Source organism: Streptomyces sp. NBC_00388 (assembly GCF_036061255.1).
Classification (GTDB): Bacteria; Actinomycetota; Actinomycetes; order Streptomycetales; family Streptomycetaceae; genus Streptomyces.
In genome coordinates, this window is record NZ_CP107948.1 from 770,280 (window position 1) to 796,236 (window position 25,957).

At 71.2% G+C, this 25,957-nt stretch carries 21 protein-coding genes and 1 pseudogene; 11 read left to right on the top strand and 11 right to left on the bottom strand.

The window, feature by feature from the left end; translation table 11 throughout:
- Nucleotides 1–43: 43 nt before the first annotated feature.
- Nucleotides 44–1,339, bottom strand: a complete 1,296-nt coding sequence (locus OG917_RS03540) for a PP2C family protein-serine/threonine phosphatase (protein ID WP_328316030.1) — start codon at nt 1,337–1,339, stop codon at nt 44–46.
- A gap of 523 nt (nt 1,340–1,862) precedes the next feature.
- Here OG917_RS03540 and dhaK point away from each other — a divergent pair.
- From dhaK to OG917_RS03555, 3 genes are read left to right on the top strand one after another with little or no spacing between them, the layout of a single operon-like run.
- Nucleotides 1,863–2,855 (top strand): dihydroxyacetone kinase subunit DhaK, encoded by a 993-nt coding sequence (gene dhaK, locus OG917_RS03545; protein ID WP_328316031.1) that lies wholly within the window; start codon nt 1,863–1,865, stop codon nt 2,853–2,855.
- A 34-nt stretch (nt 2,856–2,889) separates the two neighbouring features.
- Nucleotides 2,890–3,486, top strand: a complete 597-nt coding sequence (gene dhaL, locus OG917_RS03550) for a dihydroxyacetone kinase subunit DhaL (RefSeq protein ID WP_328316032.1) — start codon at nt 2,890–2,892, stop codon at nt 3,484–3,486.
- Nucleotides 3,483–3,887 carry a PTS-dependent dihydroxyacetone kinase phosphotransferase subunit DhaM gene (locus OG917_RS03555; RefSeq protein ID WP_328316033.1) on the top strand — a complete coding sequence of 135 codons (405 nt, stop codon included), beginning with the start codon at nt 3,483–3,485 and terminating at the stop codon, nt 3,885–3,887. Before dhaL ends, OG917_RS03555 begins: the two co-directional genes overlap by 4 nt.
- A gap of 114 nt (nt 3,888–4,001) precedes the next feature.
- Here the strand turns inward: OG917_RS03555 and OG917_RS03560 are convergent, their stop codons facing one another.
- Nucleotides 4,002–4,628: an LAETG motif-containing sortase-dependent surface protein gene (locus tag OG917_RS03560; protein WP_328316034.1), complete on the bottom strand. Its 627-nt coding sequence runs from the start codon at nt 4,626–4,628 to the stop codon at nt 4,002–4,004.
- A gap of 470 nt (nt 4,629–5,098) precedes the next feature.
- Between OG917_RS03560 and OG917_RS03565 the strand changes: the two are divergent.
- A pseudogene (locus tag OG917_RS03565) lies at nt 5,099–5,989 on the top strand (glycoside hydrolase family 16 protein); the annotation flags it as partial.
- Nucleotides 5,990–6,078: 89 nt separating this feature from the next.
- Here the strand turns inward: OG917_RS03565 and glsA are convergent.
- Nucleotides 6,079–7,401, bottom strand: coding sequence for a glutaminase A (gene glsA / locus OG917_RS03570; protein ID WP_328316035.1), 1,323 nt, complete (start codon nt 7,399–7,401; stop codon nt 6,079–6,081).
- A gap of 97 nt (nt 7,402–7,498) precedes the next feature.
- On the opposite strand from glsA, the gene OG917_RS03575 reads away from it, so the two are divergent.
- Complete coding sequence (locus OG917_RS03575; RefSeq protein WP_328316036.1) at nt 7,499–8,638, top strand: baeRF3 domain-containing protein; 1,140 nt, start codon at nt 7,499–7,501, stop codon at nt 8,636–8,638.
- Nucleotides 8,639–8,662: 24 nt separating this feature from the next.
- On the opposite strand, the gene OG917_RS03580 is transcribed toward OG917_RS03575, so the two are convergent.
- The gene (locus tag OG917_RS03580; RefSeq protein WP_328316037.1) at nt 8,663–9,151 is read right to left on the bottom strand and encodes a DUF5709 domain-containing protein; all 489 of its coding nucleotides are present in this window, start codon (nt 9,149–9,151) and stop codon (nt 8,663–8,665) included.
- 429 nt (nt 9,152–9,580) lie between these two features.
- On the opposite strand from OG917_RS03580, the gene rho reads away from it, so the two are divergent.
- Nucleotides 9,581–10,729 carry a transcription termination factor Rho gene (gene rho / locus OG917_RS03585; RefSeq protein ID WP_328316038.1) on the top strand — a complete coding sequence of 383 codons (1,149 nt, stop codon included), beginning with the start codon at nt 9,581–9,583 and terminating at the stop codon, nt 10,727–10,729.
- Nucleotides 10,730–10,834: 105 nt separating this feature from the next.
- Here rho and pgm read toward each other — a convergent pair whose 3' ends face one another.
- The 3 genes from pgm to OG917_RS03600 all read right to left on the bottom strand — a co-directional run bounded on the left by pgm (nt 10,835) and on the right by OG917_RS03600 (nt 13,891).
- On the bottom strand, nt 10,835–12,475 hold the full coding sequence (gene pgm, locus OG917_RS03590; protein WP_328316039.1) for a phosphoglucomutase (alpha-D-glucose-1,6-bisphosphate-dependent): 1,641 nt from the start codon (nt 12,473–12,475) through the stop codon (nt 10,835–10,837).
- A gap of 220 nt (nt 12,476–12,695) precedes the next feature.
- The gene (locus OG917_RS03595) at nt 12,696–13,013 is read right to left on the bottom strand and encodes a hypothetical protein (RefSeq protein ID WP_328316040.1); all 318 of its coding nucleotides are present in this window, start codon (nt 13,011–13,013) and stop codon (nt 12,696–12,698) included.
- Between the two features lie 65 nt (nt 13,014–13,078).
- Nucleotides 13,079–13,891 carry a class I SAM-dependent methyltransferase gene (locus OG917_RS03600; protein WP_328316041.1) on the bottom strand — a complete coding sequence of 271 codons (813 nt, stop codon included), beginning with the start codon at nt 13,889–13,891 and terminating at the stop codon, nt 13,079–13,081.
- A gap of 131 nt (nt 13,892–14,022) precedes the next feature.
- Between OG917_RS03600 and OG917_RS03605 the strand changes: the two genes are divergently transcribed.
- The 4 genes from OG917_RS03605 to OG917_RS03620 all read left to right on the top strand — a co-directional run bounded on the left by OG917_RS03605 (nt 14,023) and on the right by OG917_RS03620 (nt 20,118).
- Complete coding sequence (locus tag OG917_RS03605) at nt 14,023–14,637, top strand: TetR/AcrR family transcriptional regulator (RefSeq protein ID WP_328316042.1); 615 nt, start codon at nt 14,023–14,025, stop codon at nt 14,635–14,637.
- Between the two features lie 57 nt (nt 14,638–14,694).
- Nucleotides 14,695–16,521, top strand: a complete 1,827-nt coding sequence (locus tag OG917_RS03610; protein WP_328316043.1) for an acyl-CoA dehydrogenase family protein — start codon at nt 14,695–14,697, stop codon at nt 16,519–16,521.
- 316 nt (nt 16,522–16,837) lie between these two features.
- Nucleotides 16,838–19,213: a discoidin domain-containing protein gene (locus tag OG917_RS03615; protein WP_328316045.1), complete on the top strand. Its 2,376-nt coding sequence runs from the start codon at nt 16,838–16,840 to the stop codon at nt 19,211–19,213.
- Nucleotides 19,214–19,350: 137 nt separating this feature from the next.
- A complete protein-coding gene (locus tag OG917_RS03620) occupies nt 19,351–20,118 on the top strand; it encodes a hypothetical protein (RefSeq protein ID WP_328316046.1) in 768 nt (255 codons plus the stop codon).
- Nucleotides 20,119–20,243: 125 nt separating this feature from the next.
- Here the strand turns inward: OG917_RS03620 and OG917_RS03625 are convergent, their stop codons facing one another.
- The gene (locus tag OG917_RS03625; RefSeq protein WP_328316047.1) at nt 20,244–22,097 is read right to left on the bottom strand and encodes a phospholipase C; all 1,854 of its coding nucleotides are present in this window, start codon (nt 22,095–22,097) and stop codon (nt 20,244–20,246) included.
- Between the two features lie 295 nt (nt 22,098–22,392).
- Nucleotides 22,393–23,643 (bottom strand): EfeM/EfeO family lipoprotein, encoded by a 1,251-nt coding sequence (locus OG917_RS03630; RefSeq protein ID WP_443058905.1) that lies wholly within the window; start codon nt 23,641–23,643, stop codon nt 22,393–22,395.
- Nucleotides 23,644–23,774: 131 nt separating this feature from the next.
- On the opposite strand from OG917_RS03630, the gene OG917_RS03635 reads away from it, so the two are divergent.
- The gene (locus tag OG917_RS03635) at nt 23,775–24,644 is read left to right on the top strand and encodes a PaaX family transcriptional regulator (protein ID WP_443059056.1); all 870 of its coding nucleotides are present in this window, start codon (nt 23,775–23,777) and stop codon (nt 24,642–24,644) included.
- Here the strand turns inward: OG917_RS03635 and OG917_RS03640 are convergent.
- Both OG917_RS03640 and OG917_RS03645 read right to left on the bottom strand, forming a co-directional pair.
- Nucleotides 24,641–25,444: a 3-hydroxybutyrate dehydrogenase gene (locus OG917_RS03640; protein ID WP_328316050.1), complete on the bottom strand. Its 804-nt coding sequence runs from the start codon at nt 25,442–25,444 to the stop codon at nt 24,641–24,643. The genes OG917_RS03635 and OG917_RS03640 overlap by 4 nt on opposite strands.
- Nucleotides 25,441–25,938, bottom strand: coding sequence for an NUDIX hydrolase (locus OG917_RS03645; protein WP_328316051.1), 498 nt, complete (start codon nt 25,936–25,938; stop codon nt 25,441–25,443). Before OG917_RS03645 ends, OG917_RS03640 begins: the two co-directional genes overlap by 4 nt.
- Nucleotides 25,939–25,957 lie beyond the last annotated feature (19 nt).

Consider the following 25,957-nt stretch of genomic DNA (forward strand, 5'->3'; position numbering starts at 1 on the left):
CCCTCCTCTCGTGGAAGCCCCCTCTCAGTACCCCAAGTGCCCCTCAGCACCCCTCAGCACCCGTGGTTCCACCGGAGCCCCGGGCCGTCTCCTCGCCTGTCCACACACCGTCATGTCTCCGGTCCGCTTCTCCGCTCCCGGGGGTCTCCGCGTCCTGCGCGGGCGGCCGCCATTCGAGGAGGAGGATGGTGGCATCGTCACGGAGCCCGTCGCCCTGGCGCTCCAGAAGGGCGTGGATCAGCTGGCGGAGCGCCTCGGAGGCGAGCTCTCCCGCCGAGGTGGCACGGATGATGGAGCCGGTGAAACCGGTCAGCCCGAATTCGCCGCCGTCGGCGATGCGCGCCTCCGTCACGCCGTCGGTGTAGAGCAGAACCCTGTCGCCCGGTTCGAGCACTGTCCGGTGCACCTCACGCGACGTGCCCGCCAGCTTGGCAGGCATCCCGAGCGGAGGCTCCCCGGAGTATTCGAGTGCCTGGTCGAGTACCTGCTGATCACGGATGAGCAGGGGCGGGGGGTGACCGCAGTTGACCCAGTGCAGGACACCACTGAGCAGGTCCAGCCGCATGGCGATCCCGGTGCAGAACTGGTCGGGCAGCCATTCGGCGAGCACGTCGTCGACGGTGCCGACGCACTCCTCCAGCCCGGCGTCGTTCCGGCGGGCACTGCGGAAGCCGGCCATCGCGATCGCGGTCGTCAGCCCGGAAGCGAGGTTGTGCCCCATCGCGTCGAGGATCACGACGTTCAGCGTCGACTCGGTCAGCGAGTGGTCGAAGGCGTCCCCGCCGAGCTCGTAGGCGGGTTCCAGTACCGCCGTGGAGATGACCCACTCGTTGCCGATGGTGCGCGGGGGCAGCAGGGCGCGCACCATTTCGGCCGGGAGTGTCATCGTGCCGCTGCGTGCCCGCTGCACGAGCCGGTCGCTGACGGCCCGCTTGGACGTGATGACCATCGCGAGGATCGAGGCCAGGGCGCGGCAGCGGTCCAGCAGTGCGCTGTCCAGGGAGTCCATGTGCACACCGATGACCCCCAGCCGCTCCACGCCGTCGACCAGGGGAAGCCAGACGATCAGCTCACCGTCGTCGGATGCTTCCACCCGCATGTCGAGCGCGCGGTAACAGCGGCCCGCCTGGGACTGGTCCACGAGGAACTGCCCTGCGCCGGAAAGTGGCGTCAGCCGGCGTTGCTGAAGGTCGACCAGGTAGATGACGACCCTGCGCATGCCGAGTTTCACGGCGTAGCCGTCGACCAGCGAAGGCAGCTTCGTGGGTGCGGTCAGGTGCACGGCAGCCAGGAACTCCTGCAGCAGGGTCTCGCCCCGGCCCACTTCGGGACTCGTCATCCCTGGCGTCCGCCCGGCCGCCCGCGAGTCGTGTCTCCCGGGCGTGCCGAGGACCGGCAGGCGGTGTCCGGGGCGGGGAGAGCGGGTGCGCGGGACATGGGGTTCTCCACGGGAGGCGGGGCAGGACCGGGTACCGGCGGTCCGGCACCGAGCAGACGCGGGGCATGCTGCTCCCCAGCCAAGTGCCGGTACGGCGCCCGGCGCCATTCGACTGGTCCATACGGCGGACGGCCCCGGCCCGCCGGTACCGCGCGGCACGGACAACTCGTCCGGACACATCGCAGCGAAGCGTGACCTTCGGAGTCAGCCGTTCGATACTGGGTTGCCGTCTGTACGCACCACCCGAGGGGCCCGCCATCGGAACTGAGCCGCCGTCGGGCAGGGTGAAGCCCGGCCGGCGTCCGTTCCGCCGGATCCGCCCGACAGCGCTCGCAGGCGTCAACGACCGACCACCGCCCGCACCCGGTCAGGCCCGTACGCACCCGGGCCGGTCCCGGGACGCCGGCCTCACCAGGAGGTACTTATGAACATGCTGATCAACGTCCCGGAGACCGTGGTCTCGGACGCCCTGCGGGGAATGGCCGCCGCCCATCCGGAGCTGTCCGTCGACGTCGAGAACCGTGTGATCGTGCGGCGTGACGCACCCGTGGCCGGGAAGGTCGGACTGGTCTCGGGCGGCGGGTCGGGGCACGAGCCGCTGCACGGCGGGTTCGTCGGGCGGGGCATGCTCTCCGCCGCCTGCCCGGGCGAGGTGTTCACGTCGCCGGTGCCCGATCAGATGGTGCGGGCCGCGGCAGCGGTCGACAGCGGGGCCGGTGTCCTGTTCGTGGTGAAGAACTACACGGGTGACGTGCTCAATTTCGACATGGCGGCCGAGCTCGCGGAGGACGAGGGCATTCAGGTCGCCAAGGTGCTGGTCAATGACGACGTGGCGGTGAGCGACAGCACGTTCACCGCCGGGCGGCGCGGCACGGGCGCCACTCTCTTCGTGGAGAAGCTGGCGGGGGCGGCGGCCGACGAGGGCGCCCCGCTGGAGCGGGTCGAGGCCATCGCTCGTCAGGTGAGTGCGAGTGCGCGGTCCTTCGGGGTCGCCCTGAGTGCCTGCAGTACCCCGTCCAAGGGCGGCCCCACTTTCGATCTGCCGCCCGGGGAGCTGGAGTTGGGGGTCGGGATCCACGGTGAGCCCGGCCGTGAACGGCGCGCGATGATGACCTCGCGGGAGATCGCGGACTATGCGGTGGACGCCGTCCTCGAGGATCTGCGGCCGACCCTTCCGGTGATCGCGCTGGTGAACGGCGCGGGGGGCACCCCCCTGCTGGAGCTGTACGGATTCAGCGCCGAGGTGCAGCGGGTCCTGGCCGAGCGTGGCGTGACCGTCGCCCGTACCCTCGTGGGGAACTATGTGACCTCACTCGACATGGCAGGCTGCTCGGTGACGCTCTGCCAGGTGGACGAGGAGTTGCTGCGGTTGTGGGACGCGCCGGTGAGTACGGCCGCGCTGCGCTGGGGCTGCTGAACCGTCCCGTACACCGACTCACCAAGGAGGACCTGTGCTCGATGCCGAATTCTTCCGCCGCTGGATGGCCGGGACGGCCGCTGCCGTCGACAGGGAGGCGGACCGGCTGACCGATCTGGACTCGGCCATCGGCGACGCCGACCACGGCAGTAATCTGCGGCGCGGGTTCGCCGCGGTGCAGGACACGCTGAAGAAGGAGGACCCGCAGACCCCTGGCGCGGTCCTCGCGCTGGCCGGCCGGCAGCTCATCTCCACCGTCGGCGGGGCCTCCGGCCCGTTGTACGGGACACTGCTGCGCCGTACCGGGAAGGCGCTCGGCGACACCCCGGCCGTGGACAGGGAACAGCTGGCCACGGCGCTGAAGGCCGGGATCGAGGCGGTGAGCAGGCTCGGCGGCGCCGCCGCGGGCGACAAGACGATGCTGGACGCGCTGCTGCCGGCCGCGGACGCACTGGGTGAGTCCTTCGCGGCTGCGGCGGAGGCAGCGGACGCGGGTGCGCTCGCGACCGTACCGCTGCTCGCCCGCAAGGGCCGGGCGAGCTATCTCGGCGAGCGCAGCGTCGGTCATCAGGATCCCGGGGCGACGTCATCGGCGCTGCTGTTCAGCGCCCTGGCGGAGGCCGCGGCGTGAGCGCGCTCGTGGGGATCGTCCTGGTGTCCCACAGCGCGCCGGTCGCCGCGGCCGTCGCCGAGCTGGCGACCGGGCTGACGGGCGGGTCGACGACCGCTCCGGTCGCCGCGGCGGGCGGCACGCCGGACGGGGGGCTCGGCACCAGTTCGGAGCTGATCGCGGCTGCGGCAGCGGCAGTGGACCGGGGTGCGGGTGTCGCGGTCCTCGTCGATCTCGGCAGCGCCGTGCTGACGGTGAAGGCACTGCTGGCCGAGGGTGACGAACTCCCGGAGAACACCCGGCTGGTGGACGCCCCCTTCCTGGAGGGCGCGGTGGCGGCCATGGTCACCGCTTCGGCAGGCGGCGGCCTGGACGCGGTGGAGGCCGCGGCCGTCGAGGCGTACGACTACCGGAAGGCATGAGGGCGGCCGGGATTCGCCGGCCCCTTCGAGCTGCGCAGCCGGAACAGAACGGTCACAGGCTCCGCACAACAGAACTGCCGGCGTCCCGTGCGGGGCGCCGGCAGTCGTGATGGATCAGTTCTGGCTGCTGCGACGCTTGCGCGCGGCGAACATGATGCCGCCACCGGCGAGGATGACCACGGCAGCCGCACCCGCGATGAGCGGCGTGGAGCTGGAGGATCCGGTCTCGGCCAGGTCCGTCGGCGCGGAGGCGCTCGGCGACGGCGCGGGGGCCGCGGCCGCCGGGCTGCTGGCTCCGGAGCTCGGCTTGTCGGCCGGGGCGGAAGCCGGGGCGCTCGGGGTCTGCTTCGGAGGCTTGGTGGCGGGCGGCGCCGGGGAGGCCGGCGTCTCGCAGACGGGCGCCGTCTTCGTGTCGTCCTTGGAGAACTGGTCACCGTCGCCGGCCTTGACGACCAGGTGCACGGTGAGCGGCTTCGTGTGCTCACCCAGCGGCAGGGTCTTGCTGATCGACGAACCGAACGTCTCCGCGGGGAGGATGTCCTTCCCGTCCACGCTGACGGTCACGGTGTTGGTGACGCCCGCGTTGTACGCCGTCAGGTCAAGGGTGACCTCGGAGCACGAAACGCTCCACGTCGGGGTGTGTGCCTGAGCCGGGACAGCACACAGACCGACGCCGACCACGCTGGCCGCCGCGGCTATGAAGGCCCCCCGGAGCCGCCACGATCTATTGGTTACGGTCACAAAATCCTCCACACTTGCTGCGCCGCCCGTTTGGCGGTGCGCGCGCAGGGTACCGCCCCGGGGCCACGGGCCGCACAGAGGCCCCGCAGTTCACTCGGACGACCAACGCTTGCCGGTCCTCGTCCAGTTGGCGGACGGCGTTCCGGACTCCCCGGCCCGGGCTGACCGCCTGTCCTGCCGACGGGTCGTCACCCGCTCCCGGCCGGCGTTTCTTTCAATTCCCGAATGCACAACCCGGACACCTGCCTCTTTTCATTTCCATGCGTTCAGGCATGAATTCACCTTTCCGCAGAGTGGTACAGACCAAGGCCTTGACAGGGAGTGGGTTCACTTCTTAAATCTCGAAGTGAACCGCGCACCCCCCACCCCGGTCGCCGCACCGCACGGGCGACCCCGTTGCGCATGTCTGTCATATACATGTCAAACATGCCCGTTCAGTGCACCTGATCCGTGCACCGGAAGGGAGAACCATGGGCTCCACTCGCCTGACCCGGCGGCTCCTGGTCGCCACCGCGTCCGCCCTGCTCCTCGCGCCGGTCCTCGCCTCCACCGCGAGCGCCGACAACTCCCCCGCCGGCCGACCCGCCGCGCAGCTCGCGGGCGGGGCCTTCTCCGACACCTTCGACGGCCCGGCGGGCTCCGCCGTGGACGGCAGCAAGTGGCAGACGGAGACCGGCGACAACGTCGACAACCACGAGCGGGAGTACTACACATCGGGCAGCAACAACGCCGCTCTCGACGGCCAGGGCCATCTGGTCATCACGGCACGCAAGGAGAACCCGGGCAACTACCAGTGCTGGTACGGCTCGTGCGAGTACACCTCGGCCCGGCTGAACACTTCGGGCAAGTTCTCGGCCGCGTACGGCCATGTCGAGGCCCGGATGAAGATCCCCAAGGGCCAGGGCATGTGGCCCGCCTTCTGGATGCTGGGGGACGACATCGGACAGGTCGGGTGGCCCAACTCCGGTGAGATCGACGTGATGGAGAACGTCGGTTTCGAACCGTCGACCGTCCACGGCACGATCCACGGCCCCGGCTACTCGGGCTCGGCCGGCATCGGCGCCGGCTACACCCTCCCGGGCGGCCAGGCGTTCTACGACGACTTCCACACCTTCGCCGTCGACTGGGCCCCCGACTCCATCACCTGGTCCGTGGACGGGAACACGTACCAGACCCGGACGCCCGCCGATGTGGGCGGCAACCAGTGGGTGTTCAACAAGCCCTTCTTCCTGATCCTCAACCTGGCCGTCGGCGGATACTGGCCCGGAGACCCGGACGGCAGCACCGCCTTCCCGCAGCAGCTGGTCGTCGACGAGGTCAAGGTGACCACCAGCAACGCCGCGCCCGCCGCAGGCGCGGCCCGGGGGCGCTGAGCCACCGCCCGGGGCCGGACCGCGATCACGCGGGCCCGCCCCGGGCGGCCCGACGCCGCAGCTGTGCCCCCGCGTCCTCAGTCCGCTCCGGGACGCGGGGCTCCCGCGCTCCCGGAGGCCCGGCCGCTCTCGCACCAGGCGACAGCCTCCTCACGGGAAGGGAACCTCCGCCAGGGCGTCAGTCCCGCCCCGGCCGGGGCACGCGGATCGACCACGACGGCCACCCGGTGCCCCTCCCTCTCCAGACGCGCCAGGGCGGAGGCCACGACCGAGGCGCCCGAGGGTTCGATACTGGTGACGTCGAGCAGGTCCAGCACCACCCAGCCGCCGGACTCCGGGACCACTTCGGACAGCCCGTGCAGCAGCCGTTCGGCCGCGGTGAAGTCGAGTGCTCCCTGAGCCGCCACCAGCCCCCTCCGCTTTCCGTGGTCCGCCTCCGTGATGGTCGGGGCCGAAAGCGTGGGATGGCGCATCATATGGAGCCCGAACCGCTCGGAGAGCTCCCGCAGCGCCTCGATGCCCCGTACCGGGGTCCCCGTGCCGTCCAGGGGCGGGCTGTGGACGGCCACCCCGAAGCGGGCGGGACTCACGGCGATCAGACCGCCGGACACCCCGCTCTTCGCGGGCAGGCCCACCCGGAGCAGCCACGCACCGGACGCGTCGTACATTCCGCAGGACGCCATCACGGCGAGGACCTGGCAGGCCACGGTCTCGGACACCACCGTCTCACCGGTCACCGGGTTGATCCCGCCGTTGGCCAGCGTCGCCGCCATCACCGCGAGGTCACCGGTCGTGACCCGTACCGCGCACTGCCGGAAGTAGGTGTCCACCACCGAGGGCGGGCCGGGCAGCGCCCCGAGGCTGCTCATCAGATACGCCAGCGCACGGTTGCGGTCGCCCGTCTCGGCCTCCGACGCGTGCACCGTCTCGTCGACGTCCAGAGTGCGCCCCGCGAAACGGCTCAGGCAGTCCAGGATGCGCTCGAACCGCTCCGTGTCGGTCGCCCCAGGCACCAGGGACGTGGTGGCGATGGCCCCCGCGTTGATCATCGCGTTGTCCGGGCGACCCGTGTCCGGCTCCAGGCTGATCGCGTTGAATCCCTCGCCGCTCGGCTCCGTCCCCACCCAGCGGGTCACTTCGTCCAGCCCGAGCAGCGAGAGCACGAGGGCGTAGACGAACGGCTTTGAAACGGACTGGATGGTGAAGGGGAGCCCCGCGTCACCCGCCTCGTACCGGTGCCCGTACATGCTCACCAGGGAGAGCCCGAAGGCGTCCGGGTCCGCCAGCGCCAGCTGCGGGATGTAGTCGGCGACCACACCGTCCCGCAGCGCGCCGAGCCGGTCGTGGAGCTCCGCCAGGGATTCCGTCACCACGTCGAGTACGGGGCCGTCCTTCGCCATTCGTCATGCTAATCACGGATACGGGCGGTCCGCGTCCGGATGCAGCCGTGCGACGGCTGATGGATCGTGAAGGGGCACCAGTACCAGAAAGGGAGTCATGGAAACCAACGCTCTGACGCCTGCGCTCCTGCAGAGCCTGCGCAAGAAGCAGCCCCACCCGGTGGTGTCCGTGAGCATGCCGACGCACCGGCGCGAGCCGGACAACGCCCAGGACGCGGTGCGGCTGCGCAATCTCGTGAGCGAGGCGGGCCGCCGGATCGACGCCCTGGCCGAAGCCGGCGAGCCGGTCTCCCGGGAGGTGAGGACCGCGCTCAGGACCCAGCTCGACCGGGCGCACGCGGAGGTCGACCTGCGGTACTCCCTGGACGGGCTGGTGATCTTCGCGAGCACCGACGAGTACCAGACCTGGGTACTGCCCCGCGGGGTACCGGAGCGCGTCGTGATCAGCGACAGCTACCTGACCAGGAACCTGGTCGCCGCCCGCGCCCGGGCCACCCCCTACTGGGTGCTCGCCGTCGCGGCGAACCGCGCCACGCTCTGGCACGGATCCCCGGGGACGGTGCGCGAGCACACGGGCAACGGCTTCCCGGTCACCCCCGACGAAGTGCAGACCGATGTGGAGCGCGAGGAGCGCATCGGCGACGTGGCCAGCACTTTCCAGGACGAGGAGACCCGGCGGTTCCTCCGCGACGTGGACAGCCGTCTCGCCGCGGTCCTCGCCGCGACCCCGCGACCGCTGTACGTGGTGGGCCTGGCGCCCGCGCTCAGCCTCCTGGCGGACGTGGGGACCGCGACGGGCGACGCCGCGGGCAGGGTCCTCACCGGCGGGCTGGTGAACGGCCCCGGGCCCGAGCTGTACAAGGAGCTGGAGCCCAGCCTCCGGGAGACCCGGCAGCGGATCGCCGAACGGACGGCGGAGCGGCTCGACGCGGCGCGCAGCAGGCGCACCTTCGCAGCGGGTCTGGACGAGGTGTGGGAGTCCGTACGCGAGGGGCGGGTCGCCCTGGTCGCGGTCGAGGAGAACTTCCAGCGGACCGTACGGGTGAAGGACGGCCATCTGGTCCCGGCCGGCCCGCAGGATCCGGACGCGGCGCCCCTCCCGGACGGCGAGACGGTCCGTGAGGACATCGTCGACGAACTCGTGGAGCTGGCCCTCGACACCGGGGCCGAGGTCGTCTTCGTCCGCGACGACACGCTCGCCGACCACGACCGGATCGCGGCCGATCTGCGCTACTGACGCCCGGATCGCGGCCGATCTGCGCTACTGACGCCCCGGCGAGCCGCCCTCGTCCTCAGCGACGACGTGCACGGCGGCCTCCTCCGCGGAGGCCGCTCCCCCGTCGATCCCCACGTCCTCCGCGAGCATGTCCTTCTCGGCCTCCTCGTGGGCCCCTTCGTCCGGCGCCACCAGCCGGCCCGAACGGGTGTCACCGACCTCGTCGTCCAGCGGCTCCCCGTCGCTGTCGGACGCGTCGCCGATGCCGTCCCCGTGCGGCCTGCGGAGCAGCGCCGGGTCGGGCGTCTCCTCGGCGAGGCGCTGGTCCAGCGTCTCGCCCTCCTCCTGCTCCCCCTGGGTGGTACCCACATGGTCCACGCCGAGCGGCCGTTCCGGCGGGGACCAGCCCTCGTCGTACGGGTCGGAGGCCCGGCCGTTCAGAGTGTCCTCGCGGTCGAGAATGCCCGAGTCCTCGGTGACCTCGCTGCCGTCCGGCTGGTAGACGTCGTCACCCCTGGAGTCTTCCGCTCCCATCGCCACGGTGTGCTCCTTCGTCCGTCACTCGGTGCGTCCGTTCGTGCCTCCGGGCAGCTCGCCCGGGAGGACCGCTCGCCCCTCCAGCGTGCTCGCATATCCGTGTCCCGACAACGTCGCAGCTCCCGGACGGCCCGGCAGCGGGGCGACAGAGCCCCGGCCGGCCACCGGCGGATACCGGCCGGGCGGGGCCGAACCGGTGATGTGGTACGGTGCAGACAGCACGTGTGAACGCCTCTCAAGGCGCCCGTGCCAGTTATCGCATCTCTCGCCGTTGTGCCGTTGTTCTCACGACCGGCAATCCGGCCCACCCGCACCACCTCTCCCGGCCCGGGCTCTCCTGCCCGCCGCACGGGGCGTGACACAGCCGCCCCCGCCGGGTCTCCCCCTCGCATGTCCGGGAAAGGGCATGCCCGCGAAAGGATTCGCATGACCACCACACTCGAACGTCCCCCTGTCCAGCAGGACCTCTCCGTCCCGGCCTCCGGTGTACTCGACGTCACCGGCAAGGGCCACGGCCTGCTACGTACCCACGGCGCACCCGCGTCCCGCCCGTCTCCCGGCGATGTCCAGGTGACCGCCGATCAGATCCGTCGATTCGGCCTGCGGACGGGCGACTTCATCGAAGGCACCTCCACACGCCCGGGCGCCCCTGCCCGGGTCGACCGCGTGAACGGCCGCCCGCCTGAGGCACTCAGGGGCCGCCGCCACTTCCGCGACCTGACACCTCTGCACCCGCGCGAGCGGTTGCGGCTCGAGTCCGAGGGGGGCGGCACGACGGGCCGCCTCATCGACCTGATCGCCCCGGTCGGCAAGGGGCAGCGCGGCCTGATCGTCGCACCGCCCAGAACCGGCAAGACCGTACTGCTCCAGCGGCTCGCGGCCGCCGTCGCGGAGAACCACCCCGAGTGCCACCTGATGGTGGTGCTGCTCGACGAACGCCCCGAGGAGGTCACCGACATGCGCCGCTCCGTACGGGGCGACGTCCTCGCCTCGACCTTCGACCGGCCCGCGAAGGAGCACATCGCACTCGCCGACCTCGCGGTGGAGCGCGCCAAGCGCCTCGTCGAACAGGGCGAGGACGTCGTCATCCTGCTCGACTCGCTGACCCGGCTCTGCCGGGCGCACAACAACGCGGCGGCGTCGGGCGGCCGGACCCTGTCCGGCGGTGTCGACGCCTCGGCGGTGCAGGGTCCCAAGCGGCTCTTCGGCGCCGCGCGCCTCGCCGAGGAGGGCGGCTCGCTGACCATCCTCGCGACCGCCCTGGTCGACACCGGCTCCCGCGCCGACGACTACTTCTTCGAAGAGCTGAAGAGCACAGGCAACATGGAGCTGCGGCTCGACCGCGCTCTGTCCGACAAGCGCGTATTCCCTGCCGTCGACATTGCGCCCTCTGGCACCCGGCGCGAGGAACTCCTCCTTTCAGAAAGCGAGTTGGCGGCGGTGCAGGGGCTGCGCCGGGCGCTCCGCAGCAGGGACGGACAGCCGATGCTCGAAGCGCTGCTGGAAAAGATCCGGCACACGCCCGACAACGCCGCCTTCCTGCGCCAGATCCACCGCACCGTCCCCGGCGCCTGACCGCCCGGCGCGCGACTGCGAGCGGCCGGGACCGCCGGCACCGGGACCGGGTTCCCTGGTTCCCTGACTCCCTGACTCCCTGACTCCCTGACTCCCTGCGGAGCGTCAGCCCGACAGGGCCGCCGAGACGACCGCCTTCGCCTCCTCCTGGACGCGGCCGAGATGGCCGGCACCCAGGAAGGACTCGGCATAGATCTTGTAGACGTCCTCGGTGCCCGAGGGCCGTGCGGCGAACCAGGCGTTCTCCGTGGTGACCTTGATGCCGCCGATCGCCGCACCGTTGCCCGGCGCCTCGGTGAGCACGGCCGTGACCGGCTCGCCCGCCAGAGTGTCCGCGGTGATCTGCTCGGGCGAGAGCCTGGCCAGTACCGCTTTCTCCTGCCGGTCGGCAGGGGCGTCGATCCGCGCGTAGGCGGGCGCGCCGAAACGCTCGGTGAGCGCCGTGTAGTGCTCGGACGGGGTCTTCCCGGTGACCGCGAGGATCTCGGATGCGAGCAGGGCCAGGATGATGCCGTCCTTGTCGGTGGTCCACACCGACCCGTCACGGCGCAGGAACGAGGCTCCGGCCGACTCCTCTCCGCCGAATCCCAGCGAGCCGTCCACCAGACCGCCGACGAACCACTTGAAGCCGACCGGCACTTCGACCAGCTCGCGGCCGAGGTCGGCCGCCACCCGGTCGATCATTCCGGAGGAGACCAGCGTCTTGCCGATACCCGCTCGCGACGGCCACTGGTCCCGGTGCGTGAACAGGTAGGAGATCGCCGTGGCCAGGTAGTGATTGGGGTTCATCAGCCCGGCGTCCGGGGTGACGATGCCGTGCCGGTCGGCGTCGGCGTCGTTGCCTGTGGCGATCCGGTACTCGCCGGCCCGCTCGATCAGCGAGGCCATCGCGTACGGCGACGAGCAGTCCATCCGGATCCTGCCGTCCCAGTCCAGGGTCATGAACCGCCAGGTCGGGTCCGCGAGCGGGTTGACCACGGTGAGGTCGATCCGGTGCTGTTCGGCGATCCGCCCCCAGTACGCGACCGATGCGCCGCCCAGCGGGTCGGCGCCGATCCGCAGACCGGCGGCGCGCACGGCGTCCAGGTCGAGCACCGCGGGCAGATCGCTCACGTACGTGCCGAGGAAGTCGTAGCGCCCGGTCGTGGAGGCCGACAGCGCGCGGGTGTACGGCAGCCTTCGTACGTCCTTCAGCCCGGCGGCGATGATCTCGTTGGCGCGGTCCTGGATCCAGCCGGTCGCGTCGGATCCGGCCGGGCCGCCGCTCGGCGGGTTGTACTTGAACCCCCCGTCGGCGGGCGGGTTGTGCGACGGGGTCACCACCACACCGTCGGCGAGCGCCGATGTCCGGCCGCGGTTGTACGTGAGGATGGCGTGCGAGACCGCCGGAGTCGGGGTGTATCCGTCGTCGGAGTCGATGAGCAGGGTCACTCCGTTGGCGGCGAACACCTCGATGGCGGTCACCCTGGCGGGCTCGGAGAGCGCGTGGGTGTCGGCGCCGATGAAGAGCGGCCCGTCGGTGCCCTGCTGTGCGCGGTACTCACAGATGGCCTGGCTGGTCGCGGCGATGTGGTCCTCGTTGAACGCGGTGGCGAAGGACGATCCGCGGTGCCCTGAGGTACCGAACGCCACGCGCTGGGCGGGCTCGCCGGGGTCCGGGTGCAGCGCGTAGTACGAGGTCACCAGCCGGGCCACATCGGTGAGGTCCTCCGGCCGCGCCGGCTGCCCCGCTCGTTCGTGCGGCATCTGCCCACTCCTCCACGTCGGTCGTTGCACTCAGTTTGTCAGCTCATCCTCCCGGGTCTGCGACGTGTTCGGCGGATGCCCCGCCGTGCGGCGGGCACGGCCGGTGGCAGGGGAGGCGCGACACTCCCCTGCCACCGGCCGCGCCGGGAGAGCGCGGCTCAGCCCGGGGCCCCTCCCGGCCGGGTTCGGCCCGGTGCGGTTCGACCCGGCTCGGTTCGGCTCAGCTCAGCGTGAAGTCGTCTCCGCAGACGGTGCCCTGGCCGTACCAGCCGTGCAGACAGACGGTGGCGGTGCCCGAGGCGTCCGTGGTGAACGGGACCGTCAGCTTCGACCAGTCGCCCGCACTGGTCCAGGCACTTCCGGTCACCCCTCCCCGTACGCCCAGGCAGGCGTAGGAGCCCTGGGCCCAACCTCTCAGGGTGTACTTGGTGTTGGGGGCCGGCTCGACCGTCTGGGCGCACGCCCCGAGCTGTGACGAGGTCGGGGGCGCCTTGAGCGCGTGCGGCCCGCCGGCGGCCCCGAAGTCGTCGATGCCCATGTCGAGACGCCCATACCGGGCACCCTCACTGACGACCCGTCACCTGTGATTGCGCTCCGCCCTGTTCATGTCCGCCGGGCCACCACGAGGCGACAGCGGGGGCTGCCGTCCGGGCGCCGGCCGAACTCCTCCAGCGGCAGCAGCTCCACCGAGAAACCCTCCCGGACCAGGTCGTCCCGCACCGCGCCCAGCGGGAACGTCCGGTAGTACATGACGAACTGCGGCCGCCACAGCACATTCCGCACCCGCATCGCCGCGTCGAAGCCCAGCAGCGTCCAGTACTGCGGGGAGCGGAAGGGCTGCGGTGCCCCGACGGGAAAGGCGAAGACACCACCGGGCCGCAGCGCCCGGTGGACCCCGGCGAAGAGTCCCGGCCGTTCGGCGGGCAGGAAATGACCGAACGCACCGAAGCTCACGGCCAGATCGAACTCCGCCCGGAACGGCAGGTCCCGGGCGTCGGCGCGCACCCACTGCGCCTCCGGGGACCCCGTACCTGCCCCGGAACGGCGGGCTGCCGCCAGCATCCCGGCACTGAAGTCCACCCCGGTGACCCGGTCCGCGCAGAGGGAGCGCAGCACTCCCACGCCAGCCCCCGTCCCGCAGCAGACATCGAGTCCCGCGCCGAACGGGCCGAGCGGGCGCAACGCGCCGCCGACCGCTTCCAGGACGCGGTCGGGCGTACGGAACGGGGTCAGGTCGAACTTCGGCGCCAGCAGGTCGTAGCCCTGCTCGATCGAGGAGAGCGCCTGCACGGTCAGCTCCCGGAGGGACGGGCCCTGCGGGGCGAAGGGCCGGCGCAGGCCCGTGAGCACGGCTGCGGCGCGGGAGGCGGACGCCGGGGTGCCGCGTTCCGCGGCCCCTTCGGGGAGTGAGGACATGGCCGGTCCACCTTTCAGAGCCTTCAGGTTACGCACCCGGCGACCGGTGGGGCCCCGTCCGCGCCCGTCCTTGCGCGGGGCAGGCACCGGTGGTTCAGTGGACCTGGAAGAGATGAATCGGGGTTCAGATCATGGTCTACCGGCAGACGGCCCGTACCGAGGCGACCCGCGCCGCCCACCGCGAGCGGCTGCTCGAAGCCGCCCGGAGCCTGCTGGCCGAAGGGGGCTATGCCGCGGCGGGGGTCGCCGCACTCGCCGCGCGCGCCGGCGTCTCCACCGGAAGCGTGTACCAGCACTTCCGCTCCAAGCAGGAGCTGCTGGCGGCGGTCTTCCGGCACACCGCAGGCCATGAACTCGCGGCCGTACGGGAAGCGGTGCGGGCCGGGAGCGGCACCGAGGCCCGGCTCGGAGCGCTGATCGAGGTCTTCTCCTCCCGTGCGCTCAAGTCACCGACGACGGCCTGGGCCCTGCTTGCCGAGCGGGTGGACCCCCTGGTGGAGGCGGAGCGCCGCACCTACCGCAGCGGTTACCACGCACTGGCCGGGGAGATCGTCGCAGCCGGGATCGCGGCGGGCGAACTGCCCGCGCAGGACCCGGACCTCTCCGCGGCCGCCGTCATCGGAGCCATCAGCGAGGCACTGCTCGGGCCGCTCTCGCCGGTCGGCGAGCGGAGCGAGGCGGGGCCCGTGGTCGCCGGGATCACCGCCTTCTGCCTCCGGGCCGTCGGCGCGGGCCACCGCCCCTGACACGAGCGCACCGGCCACACCGGCCGGCAACCCTCCGACAGCAGACAGGATTCAGCCATGACGGAGCACCCGTCCCCCGGCGGCCTTCCGGCCGCCCCCGCACCCCGGCTCACCCATGAGGTCGTCAACCAGGTGCCGCCCCGCTCCGGCATCGACGAGTATGCCGTCAACACCCCCCTGGTGGCGGCCGTCCGGGAGTTCGGCGCTGACCGCCACACACCCGAGCTGCACGGGATCGGATCCCTCGTGGGCTCCGGGGAGTTCCAGCAGTGGGCCGAACTGGCCCACACCAGCCCGCCCGTGCTGCGGACCCACGACCGCTACGGCAACCGCGTCGACGAGATCGACTTCCACCCCGCTTACCACGAGGTGATCGGCGCCGCGGTGCGGTACGGCACCCACACGGCCGCCTGGGCGGACCCGAAGCCCGGCGCCGCGGTGGCGCGGGCCGCCTCCTTCATGCTGTTCGCCCAGATCGAACCGGGCCACGCCTGCCCGATGTCCATGTCGCACGCCGTGGTCCCGGTGCTCCAGCGCGACCCCGACGCAGGCCGCGACTGGCTCCCCGGACTGTTCAGCCGTACCTACGACCCCCGGCTGATCGCACCGGGCCGCAAGGCGGGACTCACGTTCGGCATGGGCATGACGGAGAAGCAGGGCGGCTCCGACGTTCGGTCGAACACCACCCGCGCCGTACCGCTGCCCTCGGACCCCGAAGGGCGGGCCCATCTGCTCACCGGCCACAAGTGGTTCTTCTCCGCTCCGCAGTCCGACGCCTTCCTGGTCCTCGCGCAGGCCGGGGCGGGCCTCACCTGCTTCCTCGTCCCCCGGGTACTGCCGGACGGCACCCGCAACACCGTGCGGATCCAGCGCCTCAAGAACAAGCTGGGCAACAAGTCGAACGCGTCGTCCGAAGTCGAGTTCGACGGCACCTGGGCCCAGCGGGTCGGCGAGCCGGGCCGCGGGGTGGCGACCATCATCGAGATGGTGAACCACACCCGGCTCGACTGCGTGCTGGGCTCCACGGCCGGTATGCGGCAGTCCCTGTCGGAGGCGGTGTGGCACGCCACCCACCGTTCCGCCTTCGGCGCCCGGCTGGTGGACCAGCCGGCGATGACCGCCGTACTCGCCGATCTGGCGCTGGAGACGGAGGCCGCCACCTGGACCTCGATGCGGCTCGCCGCCGCTTACGAGGAGGACAGCGGCGAGTCCGGTGCGGTGTTCCGCCGGCTGGCCACGGCCGTGTCCAAGTACTGGATCTGCAAGCGCGGCCCGCACCACGCCTATGAGGCACTGGAGTGCCTGGGCGGCAACGGCTACACCGAGGACTGGCCGCTGGCCAGGCGCTACCGCGAGCAGCCCGTCATGGCCGTATGGGAGGGATCGGGCAATGTGATCGCGCTCGACGTCCTGCGCGGGATCGCCCGGACACCGCACTCCCTCGACGCCTTCTGGTCCGAGCTGGCGGGGACCTCGGGCGCGCATCCGGTCCTGGACGCGCACATCGTGCGGCTGCGCCGGAATCTGGCCGAGGACCTGCGCGACCCCGTCGCCGCGCAGACCCGCGCCCGGGCCACGGTCGAGGGCATGGCGCTGGCACTCCAGTCGTCGCTGATGCTGCGGTACGCACCGGACGCCTCGGCGGAGGCCTTCATCGGCGCGCGGCTTGGTGAGGAGCGGGGCCACCAGTATGGGGTCCTGCCGCGCGGCACGGACGCGGCGGCGATCGTGGCGCGCCACTCCGGCGCGGAGACCGCTCCCCGGCCTGACGCCGGAGGGCCGGCAGGCGGGCCCGCGTCCGGACGCGGGCCGCGCCCGCTCACCCCGCGCGGCCGGCGTTCCCCCGCCTCGGGAGCGAACACCCCTGACCCGACTTCGGGCTGACGCGCCACCCGGGGGCTCGTCCGGTCAGGCCGCTGTCCGCACGAGGGTGGCGCGCGCCGCGATCACTTCCGCGCAAAATCGCGACGCGGCGCGGGGCGCTCGGCCGGTAACCGCCCATACGGAACGTCTCGCAACTACCGCCCACCCGACAGCAGTTGAAGGATCAGCACCCATATGCACCGATCTAATACTGCCGAGCAGTCAGTATTTTGCATGCGAGTCGTTGTTTCTTGCGCAGACTCATAGACTTCCTGCGGAACCACTTCTAGCCTTTCGGCGTCCGCAGAGTCCCCACGAGCCGCAAGGACGTATGTCTGTGACACCTCCCCCAAGACGCCGCCTGCTCCGGCGCGGCCTCTCCGCATCGCTCTCCATGGCACTCGCCGTGGCCGGGACGGCCGCAGCCGTCGTGCTCTCCAGCGCCCCCTCCGCCCAGGCGGCAGGGGTGCCCGCCCCCTCCCCCGTGGGCGTTCCCGGCCGGGGCGCCACCGTGCCCTTCAAGGAACAGGAAGCCGAGTACGCAGCCACCAACGGGACCCTGATCGGGCCCGACCGTCTCTACGGCCATCTGCCGTCCGAGGCGTCGGGACGTCAGGCCGTGACCCTCGACGCGACCGGCGAGTACGTCGAGTTCACCCTCGCCTCGCCCGCGAACGCCATGTCGTTCCGCTACTCCCTGCCCGACACATCGGACGGCGCGGGGCGGGACGCCTCGATCGATCTGAAGGTCAACGGCAACCAGCTCAAGAGTGTGCCGGTCACCTCCAAGTACAGCTGGTACTACGGCGGTTACCCCTTCAACAACAACCCGGGCGACAGTAATCCGCACCACTTCTACGACGAGACACGCACCATGTTCGGTTCGACCCTGCCGGCGGGCACCAAGATCCGTCTCCAGGTGTCGTCGACCGCGCAGTCGCCGACGTTCACCATCGACCTGGCCGACTTCGAGCAGGTGGCCGCCCCGATCGCCAAGCCGGCGGGGGCGCTGGACGTGGTGAGCGACTACGGAGCCGACCCGACCGGGGCCGCCGACTCGACCGCCAAGATCCAGGCCGCCGTCGACGCGGGCAAGGCCCAGGGCAAGACGGTGTACATCCCGCAGGGCACCTTCCAGGTGCGGGACCACATCGTGGTCGACAAGGTGACACTGGCCGGGGCGGGCCCCTGGTACAGCGTGCTGACCGGGCGCGATCCGGCCGACCGCAGCAAGGCCGTCGGTGTGTACGGGAAGTACGCGTCGGCGGGCGGCAGCAGCGGAGTCACCCTCAAGGACTTCGCCATCATGGGCGACATCCGCGAGCGGGAGGACAACGACCAGGTCAACGCGATCGGCGGCGCGCTCTCGGACTCCACGGTCGACGACGTGTGGATGCAGCACACCAAGGTCGGCGCCTGGATGGACGGCCCGATGGACAACTTCACCATCAAGAACAGCCGCATCCTCGACCAGACCGCCGACGGCGTCAACTTCCACATGGGCGTCACCAACTCCACCGTCACCAATACCTTCGTACGCAACACCGGTGACGACGGCCTGGCCATGTGGGCGGAGAACGTCCCGAACGTCAACAACAAGTTCACGTTCAACACCGTGGTCCTGCCGATCCTGGCGAACAACATCGTGACGTACGGCGGCAAGGACATCACCATCTCCGACAACGTGATGGCCGACACCATCACCAACGGCGGTGGCCTGCATATCGCCAACCGGTATCCCGGTGTCAACTCCGGGCAGGGCACGGCGGTTTCCGGCACGACGACAGCCGCGCGCAACACCCTGATCCGGACCGGGAACAACGACTTCAACTGGCAGTTCGGCGTGGGCGCCGTCTGGTTCAGCGGGCTCAACGAACCGGTGAACGGCAACATCAACATCACCGACACCGAGATCCTGGACAGTTCGTACGCCGCGATCATGCTGATCGAGGGGGCCACGAACGGGCTGCACTTCAAGAACGTGAAGATCGACGGCGCGGGTACATACGCACTGCAGATCCAGGCGCCCGGCACGGCCTCGTTCACCAACGTGACCGCCACCCATATCGCGCAGCAGAACCCGATCCACAACTGCATCGGTTCCGGTTTCCAGATCACCCAGGGCACCGGGAACTCCGGCTGGTACGCCGACCCGCCGGTCTGCACCGGCACCTGGCCCACCCCGGTGTGGACGAACGGCGGGGTGCCACAGGGCGGCGGCGCCCCGACCGACCCGCCGACCGATCCCCCGACCAGCCCGCCGACGGACCCGCCCACGACCCCGCCCGCCGACCCGGGCAACCTCGCCAAGGGCCGCCCCGTCACCGAGTCGGGACACGCCGATGTGTACCCGGCAGCCAAGGCCGTCGACGGCAACGCCGACACCTACTGGGAGAGCACCAATCACGCCTTCCCGCAGACCATCACGGTGGACCTCGGGGCGGCGAAGGCCGTGAAGCGGGTCGTCCTGAAGGTGCCCCCGTCGGCGGCGTGGGCCACGCGTACGCAGACCCTGAGTGTGTCGGGCAGTACCGACAACGCCTCGTACAGCACGCTCAAGGCATCCGCGGGCTACACCTTCGACCCGGCGAGCGGCAACACGGCCACGCTCACCCTGCCAGGGACGGCGGTCCGCTATCTGCGGGTGACCGTCACCGCCAACACCGGCTGGCCGGCCGCGCAGCTCTCCGAGCTGGAGGCGTACACGGGCTGACCGGCCCCCGTGGCCACCGGGGCCGGCACCCCCCGTGACCACCACGATTACGCCCGCCGTGCGTCACTCGCACGGCGGGCGTAGCCTCGTCGTGAACGTCCCACAGGCCTGACCAGGCATATCTGCAGGAGGCGACGTTGACAGGACACCGCATGGCCAAGCCGCTGGCGGCATGCTCAGCGGCGGTCGTTCTGACGATCGCGACGGGCAGCTCAGCCGTCGCGGACGGCGGGACAGGATCGCTGCCGGCCCAGGAGATCGCCAACAAGGCGCATGACGCCCTCTTCGGGACCTCGTCCCTGCACATCAACGTCCGCGGGAGATTCGGTACCAGGGGCACTCCGACCCACATGGACCTCACTCTCGACCGGCAGGCCAACTGCCGCGGCTCGCTGAGCCTGGGCAGCCAGGGCTCCGTCAAGATCATCAAGCGGGGCAACAAGATCTGGATCAAGCCGGACGCCGCGTTCTGGAAGAACCAGGTGCCCGGAGGCAGCGCGGCCGAGTCGGTGCTCGACGGCCGCTATCTGGAGGGGACGAAGACGGACCCGCCGCTGCAGGGCATCGCGAACATCTGCGATCTGAACTCGTTCCTCAAGAGCAGCACGGCACGGGCCACCTCGGGCGACGGCCCGCTGACCAAGGGCAAGGCGATGAAGCTGCACGGCGTCGATGTCATCCCGGTCAGCGGGGTGCGCGGCGGACGGCAGGAGATCCTGTCCGTGGCGGCGCACGGCAAGCCCTACCCCGTCCAGGTCACGGTGAAGGCCAGGGACAAGACCACCCTGGCGACCGTGGGCTTCTCCGACTTCGACAAGCCGGTGCCGACGAGCACCCCTTCGCCCGGCCAGGCAGTGAACATCTCCCGGCTGCGCACCCAGGTCGGCCCCGCGGGCTCCACCTGAGGCGCCGGGACAGCCGCGGGCTGTCCGGCGACACCGCGCCGGGGAACGGGCCGCACGGCCCCGTTCCCCGGCGCATCGCCGCATCCGGGAGGTGTGACGCCGCGCGCGGCGTCACACCGCGCGGTTCAGACCGCGCCGCGTCCGGTGCGGCGGCGGACCGCCAGGGCGACGCCCGCGCCGCAGACCACCACCGCGCCCAGGACGCCCGCGGTCACCAGGACGGGCTGGGAGTTCCCGCTGGTGGAGAGCTCCTGGATGGCGACCCTCTGCCGCTGCGGGTCGGTGATCCGCGCGGCGACAGGCGCCACGGAGCGGATCGGCCCCGACGACCTGACGGACCCGTCCTTGTTCAGCAGCACCTGCTTGCCATTGGGGTGACGGAAGTCGAGCATCCCCTCCAGCGACCCGGCCCGGGTGTCGAAGGAGTGGTCGCCGATACGGCCGGTGTGCCAGTTCTCCTCGACGAACTTGATGATGGAGGTCTGCTCGGTCCGGGTGTGGTCGATCGCGTTGACCCTGGCGAAGGGGGAGATGACCATCAGCGGCTGGCGTGCGCCCGGCCCGCACCGGTCGGCGTAGCCTCCCGCAGCCGCGGGCCCCTTCTGACAGGCCGGTGAGTCCACCGTCTTCCCGTTCGTCTGCTCGGTCGTGTCCTTCGAGCCGTTGAGCGGCTTGGCGTAGACGTGGTCGTACCAGCCGTCCGAGTCGTCGTAGGCGAGGACGACCGCCGTGTCCTTCCACTGCGGAGCCTGCTGGATCTTGTTGATCTGGCCGACCAGGAAGTCCTGTTCGTCGGTCGGGTCTGAGTATCCGGCGTGTCCGTCCTGGTAGGAGGGCGCCTTCAGGAAACTCACCGACGGCAGGTTGCCCGACGTGAGGGCGGCGTCGAAGTCCGTGAGGTCGTAGTTGTGGTTGGCCTGCCCCGCGTGACCGATCTCGGCGACCGACTCCGGTGCCACGTGGTGCGGGTTCGCCGTCGAGCGGTAGTACTGGAAGGGGTCGTGGTGCGGGCTGTAGTCCACGACCTGCTCGCCGCCTGCGTTGGCGTGTGTGGTTCCGCCGCACTTGGCGAGCTGATCCGGATTGCCGCTCCACGGGGTGCTCGGCCGGAAGCCGCCCTGGAACCAGCCCCAGCTGACGTTCTTCTCGTTGAGGCGGTCGCCGATGTTCTTGCCGCTCAGCTCCGCGAGGGAGGACTTGCTGGTGTGGTCGTTGCCCGAGCAGTCGTCGTAGGCCGGGTCAGGGTCGGTGATCATGGTGCCGACGCCGTGGGCGTCCGGTGAGGCGACCGCGGCGGGATCGGGTTCGCGGGTCCGCTCCGGGTGCTCGGTGGAGGAGGCCGGGTCGGTGGACACCACACCGTGCGTCTGTCCCGATACCAGCTCGATGGCGCCGGGGGTCGAGGGGCCGTACGCCGAGCCGAACGAGTTGTCGTTCAGGGCGTAGTGCTGGGCGTAGTTCCACATCGCCGTGACGGTGTTGCCGTCGTAGTAGTCCATCGCCAGGCCGGGTTCGCCGAAGAGGTTGCCCGAGCACTTGCCCGAGTCGGTGTTCTCCACGAACTTGTCGGCCTTGCCGCCGTTGTACGCGTACTGCTCGGGACCGTACGAGTGGTTCTGGTCGCAGGTCATGGCCTGGTCGGGGCCGAGCCGCTTGGGCAGGTACTGGTTGGGGTTCCTGTCGAGCAGACCGGCCGTGCGGAGGTTGTCGATGTCGCGGGGCGTGCGCGGCGACGGCGTGAACTTCGTGCCGTCGGTGTTCGCGGCGTGCGGGTAGGTCGCGAAGTAGTGGTCGAACGAGATGTTCTCGTCGAAGAGCACCACCAGGTGCTTGACCGGGGTCGCCGTCGGGCTCCCGTGGTGGCCGGCCGCGTGCGGCGCCGCCCGGACGGGCGCGGCGCCGCCGAACACGGTCAGCGCGGCGGCTCCCGCCAGGGCCCCCCAGCGGCGCGCGACTGCTCCTCTGCCCTTGCTGCCCATACGGTTCCGCCTTCCACGTCCGGCCCGGCGCATCCTGTCATGCACCTCTCAACACCCTGACACGATCCATCACCATGACACGGGAGTGAACATCTGACATCCGGTGGACAAACAAAATTGAGCAAACAAACCGTTGAGTCCGCCGGCCTGACCCCGTCGATGCCCCGTCAGCACCCTTGTGACCGGGCCATCGTCGGCCGCGGCCCGGGTCATGGCACGTCAGTGACCGCGTGTCCGGGCCGATTCCCTGCCGTCGGCCCAGTGCGGACCCGGCGCGGCCGGTCGCGACGGAGCGTCAGGAGGACCTCCGTACATCGCAGAGCGCCGCGATGTCCGCGAGCCGCTCCACCAGACCGCTCACTGCCGCGTTCACCTTCTCGCGTTCCGTGCGGCCCAGCCGGGCGGGCGGGAGCCAGTGCCCTCCGTGCTCCTGACGGTCCAGCACCGCTCCGGTCCTGTCGAGTGCGGCGTCCAGCTCCGCCAGCCGCGGATACCTGCCGGTGAGGACCGGCCTCAGCCGGGAGAGGACGACCCGGGTGCCGTCGAGGTTGGCGCGGGCTGTCGCCAGGTTGCTGCCGCTGCCGTAGTCGGTTCGGCCGGTGAGCTCGAACTGCACGGTGTTCTCCAGGATTTCGTGTGCCCGCAGCCCGAGGTCGAGCGGGTCCATCCGGGCCTGCCGCCACGACGTGCGCAGGGCCGTCGCATCCTTGACCAGCCGGTCTGCGAACGGGCGCAGGGCGGTGGCGGATTCGCCGTGCCACAGCCCGTACTCGATGCGGTGGAATCCGGTGAATTCGCGGTCGTGGACACCGCCGGCCAGACCCGCGGTCGTTCCGTTGACCGCCGCGTCGGCGTCGCCGAAGGTGCCGTAGGCGGCGCCCAGCCGTTCGTAGACGAGGTGGGCCGTGAGCCAGGCCTCCCGGGCCCGCGCCGGGTCGCCGGAGCGGATCGCGGTGTCGAGCTTCCGTACGGCGCCGACGAGCGACCCCATCCGGCCGGTGACCCACTTCTGGTAGCTCAGCGTCGGCGGGATCAGATCGTGCTGGCTGACGGGCACCGCGGCCGGACCGCTGCCGCCGCTGCCGCCCGGCACGCGCACGGTGGGTCCCGTGACGGACGCGGCGTCGTCGGGGAAACAGCCGAAGGCGTAGGAACCGCCCGCGATCGTCACCCGGAGGGCCCGGGTGGTTCCGGGCCCGAGCCCTTCCAGCTCGCCGTACACGGCACCGCTCGCCGTGTCCTTCAGATACACCTCGACCGGCGTACCCGACGTGTTGTGCACATCGAAGACCTGGGTGCCGGGGCGCGGGTGCCGCCACCCGGCCCCGCAGCTCCCAGCCGACGCGTCGACATCCGTGTGCGGCGGACCGCCGGGGGCGCCTGCGGAGCGGCCGTGGGAGCCCAGCAGACCCGCTGCCCCGGCGCCCGCCAGCGCCAGCACGGCGGCCAGCGCCGCACCACCTGTGATCAGCGCACGGCGCGAACGCCGTACGGTCCTCCTGTCCGGCACCCGGCCTCCTGACGCAGCAGCACGCGGAAGCGACATCGTAGACCCCCGGTGGATCAACGGAACGGGGCGCGGGCCGAATTGCCCGCCGGCGGGACTCCCCGCCCGCGGTCCGCAGCTCCCGGTGGCACAGGCTCCGGCCTGCCCGTTGGTAACCTCCCCGGGTGACGATCGCAGCAGAGGCGGATGAACCCGCGAAGGGCGAGCCCGCAGCCGGTTCCGCGCAGCCCCGCCAGTTCATCGTGACGGTGTACGGCCTCTGCTCCAGGAGCGATGGCGGCTGGCTCTCGGTGGCCACCCTGATCGCCCTGCTCGCCGACCTGGGCATCGAGGCTCCCGCCGTGCGGTCGTCGATCTCGCGGCTGAAGCGGCGGGGGCTCCTGCGGGCCGAACGGCGCGGCGGATCCGCCGGGTACGCCCTCTCCGACGAGGGTCTCTCGGTCCTGCGGGAGGGCGACCTCAGGATCTTCCGCCGTGACCGCGCGACACCGGCCGACGGGTGGCTGCTCGCGGTCTTCTCGGTGCCGGAGTCCGAGCGCAGCAAGCGGCACCTGATGCGCTCCCGGCTGACCAGGCTCGGGTTCGGCACGGCGTCCGCCGGTGTCTACATCGCGCCCGCGCATCTCTACGACGCCACCGCCGGGATGCTGCGCCGGCTGGAGCTGGACGGCTACGCGGACCTCTTCCGCGCCGACCACCTGGCGTTCGGCCCGCTGGACGAGAAAGTGCGGCAGTGGTGGGATCTCGATCAACTGGAGCACCTGTACGGCGAGTTCGTCCGAAAGCACGAGAAGGTCCTGGAGCGCCTGCCGGATCACGCCGAAGCCGCGGGGGCCGCCGGGCGTGACGCGTTCGTGGACTACGTCCGGGTGCTGACCGACTGGCGGCAGCTCCCCTATCTCGACCCGGGTCTCCCCGCGGAACTGCTTCCGGAGCAGTGGGTCGGCATCCGGGCGGCCGAACTGTTCTTCACGCTCCGCACGCGGCTGGAGGACGGTGCGCGCGCTTATATCGCGAAAGACCGGGACCCGGCCCGCTAACGCGCGCTCCACCCGCCGTCGAGCGCGAGTGAGGTCCCCGTGATGAACGCGGCCTGCGGGGTGCAGAGGTAGGCGACCGCCTCGGCCACCTCTTCGGGTTCCACGAGGCGCTTGACCGCCGACTCCTTGAGCAGGACCTCGCTGACCACGCGCTCGCGCGGGATCCCGTGCGCGGCGGCCTGATCGGCGATCTGCTGCTCCACGAGCGGGGTGCGCACATAGCCGGGGTTCACACAGTTCGACGTCACCCCGTGCGGAGCGCCTTCGATGGCCGCCGTCTTGGAGAGGCCTTCGAGCCCGTGCTTGGCCGCCACATACGCGGACTTGTACGCGGAGGCGCGCAGCCCGTGCACGGACGAGACGTTGACGATCCGCCCCCAGCCCTGTCCGTACATGTGCGGGAGCGCGCCCCTGATCAGCCGGAAGGGTGCTTCCAGCATCACGGTCAGGATGGTGTGGAAGACCTCAGGCGGGAAGTCCTCGATGGGCCGGACGAGCTGCAGGCCCGCGTTGTTGACGAGGATGTCCGTACCGGCCGCCGCCTGCTCGGCGGCTTCGAGATCGGTCAGGTCGAGCGGGTACGGAACGACGGCGCCGGAGAGCCCGGCCGCCCGGCCGGCGAGTGCTCCGAGTCCGGCCTCGTCGCGGTCGGCGGCCCGTACGGTGGCGCCTGCGGCGGCGAGGCGCAGCGTACAGACGGCGCCGATGCCGCCCGCAGCTCCGGTGACGAGCGCGGTGCGGCCGGCGAGATCAAGACCGAGGGGGGCGTGCGCGGCCGAGGACGCCGGGTGTGTGGTCACGCGCTCTGCTCCAGCGCGCCGGGGGCGGCGGGCTCGAACCACGTCGGGCCGTCGGTGAGCGCCCGCCTGATCCGGGCGAGCGCGAATTCGGCCAGCTCCGGAAGGGCGTCGACCGCGAACCAGCCGACGTCCAGGGACTCGTCGTCATTGACCCGGGGCGCTCCCCCGGTGGCCCGGCAGACCAGGCTGATGTCCATGAACTGGCAGTGGTCGCCATTCGGGTATTCGATCTGCTTGAGCGCCTGGACGAGGAGCACCCGCTCCACGACACACCGTACGGCCGTCTCCTCGTAGACCTCCCGGACCGCCGTGTCGGCGGGCTGCTCGCCCGGCTCGGGGATGCCGCCGATGATCGCCCACCGGCCGGTGTCGGCGCGCCGGTTGAGCAGCACGCGCCCCTGCTCGTCGAAGACGATGGCACTCACGCCGGGCAGCAACAACAGCTGGTGCCCGGCGGTGGCCCGGATCTCTCGGATGAAGTCAGGAGTAGCCATGCCCCGACCCTAACCGTCG

Coding starts and splice junctions, on each gene's coding strand:
- OG917_RS03610 (WP_328316043.1), top strand. CDS start 14,695: ATGACGGAGCACCCGTCCCCCGGCGGCCTTCCGGCCGCCCCCGCACCC.
- rho (WP_328316038.1), top strand. CDS start 9,581: ATGACCACCACACTCGAACGTCCCCCTGTCCAGCAGGACCTCTCCGTC.
- OG917_RS03595 (WP_328316040.1), bottom strand. CDS start 13,013: ATGGGCATCGACGACTTCGGGGCCGCCGGCGGGCCGCACGCGCTCAAG.
- OG917_RS03540 (WP_328316030.1), bottom strand. CDS start 1,339: ATGACGAGTCCCGAAGTGGGCCGGGGCGAGACCCTGCTGCAGGAGTTC.
- OG917_RS03625 (WP_328316047.1), bottom strand. CDS start 22,097: ATGGGCAGCAAGGGCAGAGGAGCAGTCGCGCGCCGCTGGGGGGCCCTG.
- OG917_RS03580 (WP_328316037.1), bottom strand. CDS start 9,151: ATGGGAGCGGAAGACTCCAGGGGTGACGACGTCTACCAGCCGGACGGC.
- OG917_RS03600 (WP_328316041.1), bottom strand. CDS start 13,891: ATGTCCTCACTCCCCGAAGGGGCCGCGGAACGCGGCACCCCGGCGTCC.
- OG917_RS03575 (WP_328316036.1), top strand. CDS start 7,499: ATGGAAACCAACGCTCTGACGCCTGCGCTCCTGCAGAGCCTGCGCAAG.
- OG917_RS03645 (WP_328316051.1), bottom strand. CDS start 25,938: ATGGCTACTCCTGACTTCATCCGAGAGATCCGGGCCACCGCCGGGCAC.
- dhaK (WP_328316031.1), top strand. CDS start 1,863: ATGAACATGCTGATCAACGTCCCGGAGACCGTGGTCTCGGACGCCCTG.
- glsA (WP_328316035.1), bottom strand. CDS start 7,401: ATGGCGAAGGACGGCCCCGTACTCGACGTGGTGACGGAATCCCTGGCG.
- OG917_RS03605 (WP_328316042.1), top strand. CDS start 14,023: ATGGTCTACCGGCAGACGGCCCGTACCGAGGCGACCCGCGCCGCCCAC.
- OG917_RS03630 (WP_443058905.1), bottom strand. CDS start 23,643: ATGTCGCTTCCGCGTGCTGCTGCGTCAGGAGGCCGGGTGCCGGACAGG.
- pgm (WP_328316039.1), bottom strand. CDS start 12,475: ATGCCGCACGAACGAGCGGGGCAGCCGGCGCGGCCGGAGGACCTCACC.